General features: G+C 34.5%; 1 protein-coding gene. It reads right to left on the reverse strand.

Going from position 1 to position 1126, the window contains the following annotated elements:
- Positions 1–41: 41 nt before the first annotated feature.
- Positions 42–1016 carry an IS30 family transposase gene (locus QWC74_RS06790; protein ID WP_055164376.1) on the reverse strand — a complete coding sequence of 325 codons (975 nt, stop codon included), beginning with the start codon at positions 1014–1016 and terminating at the stop codon, positions 42–44.
- Between the last annotated feature and the right edge of the window lie 110 nt (positions 1017–1126).

Raw genomic sequence — 1126 nt, forward strand, 5'->3', positions numbered from 1 at the left:
CCTGAGTTGTCAATTTAAATCAGACAATTATTCATCACAAACTAAGCAATTGGAAGGAGTGAATCTAATCCAGTTGCTTTTTTCATGATTTCTTCTGGTGTGTAATAGTTTAAAGATCTTCTGGGTACACGATTATATTTCATCGCAATTTCATTTAATTTCTTTTGTGAATGTACGGATAAATCCGTGGATTTCGGTAGATCTTGTCTAACGATACTATTTGAATTCTCATTCAATCCTCGTTGTCCTGGTGCTCCTGGATCACTAAAGTAAATCTCAAGAGGTATCTTGCTTTCTTGTTCAATTTCTTTCCATCTAGAAAACTCTTTTCCTCGATCAAAGGTTATTGTTTTGATGTCGATTTCAACTTGTTCATTTAGCCAATTTAATGTCGCATCTTTGACATCTTGACTCTTACGACTTGCTTTTAATAGTACGATATATTTACTTTTCTTTTCAACTAAAGTGACAATGGCTGATTCACGATTCTTACCGACAATGGTATCCCCTTCAAAGTGCCCATATTCTTGATTCATCGAAGCTTTAGGATACTGCTTATCTCGCTCATGAATGGTTTTACAATCATTAATTCTCCCACGTGTTTCTTTGTGATTTTTAGGGTTATTCTTTCCTTTTCGACGGAGCTTTTTAGCGTCAATGACTCCATTTTTAACAAGCTTATATAATGTTTTAGTCGAGACTCTTTCTGAGTGATCCATGATCTTATCACGACCCGCGATAGCATCTAATGACCACCCTTGACCTAATAACTCATGAATATTCTTTAACTTCTGTTCTGATAACACACGTTCTTTTCTCCCACAACGCTTTTTATTTTGCTTGTAAGTGGAGTAGATTTCTTCAACTGTTAATCCTTGTTTGAATAAGCGATAATAGCGATACACTTTGTCTTTTCCAATGTTCATGCGACGTGCACATTCACGAGCGTTAACTCCTAAATAATAATTTGACTCTATATTTGTCAGCTGATTTATGTTAAGATGATGATAAGACATAGATGAAAACTCCTTAATTTGTTTGGCGATGAATTAAGTGTACCATCTATGTCTTTTTTATTACCATTAAATACGTTTACCAGTTGTCTGACTTAATTATATAATTCAGG

It is taken from the genome of uncultured Turicibacter sp. (assembly GCF_938044715.1).
GTDB classification, from domain to species: Bacteria; Bacillota_I; Bacilli_A; order MOL361; family Turicibacteraceae; genus Turicibacter; species Turicibacter sanguinis.

Coding starts and splice junctions, on each gene's coding strand:
- QWC74_RS06790 (WP_055164376.1), bottom strand. CDS start 1,016: ATGTCTTATCATCATCTTAACATAAATCAGCTGACAAATATAGAGTCA.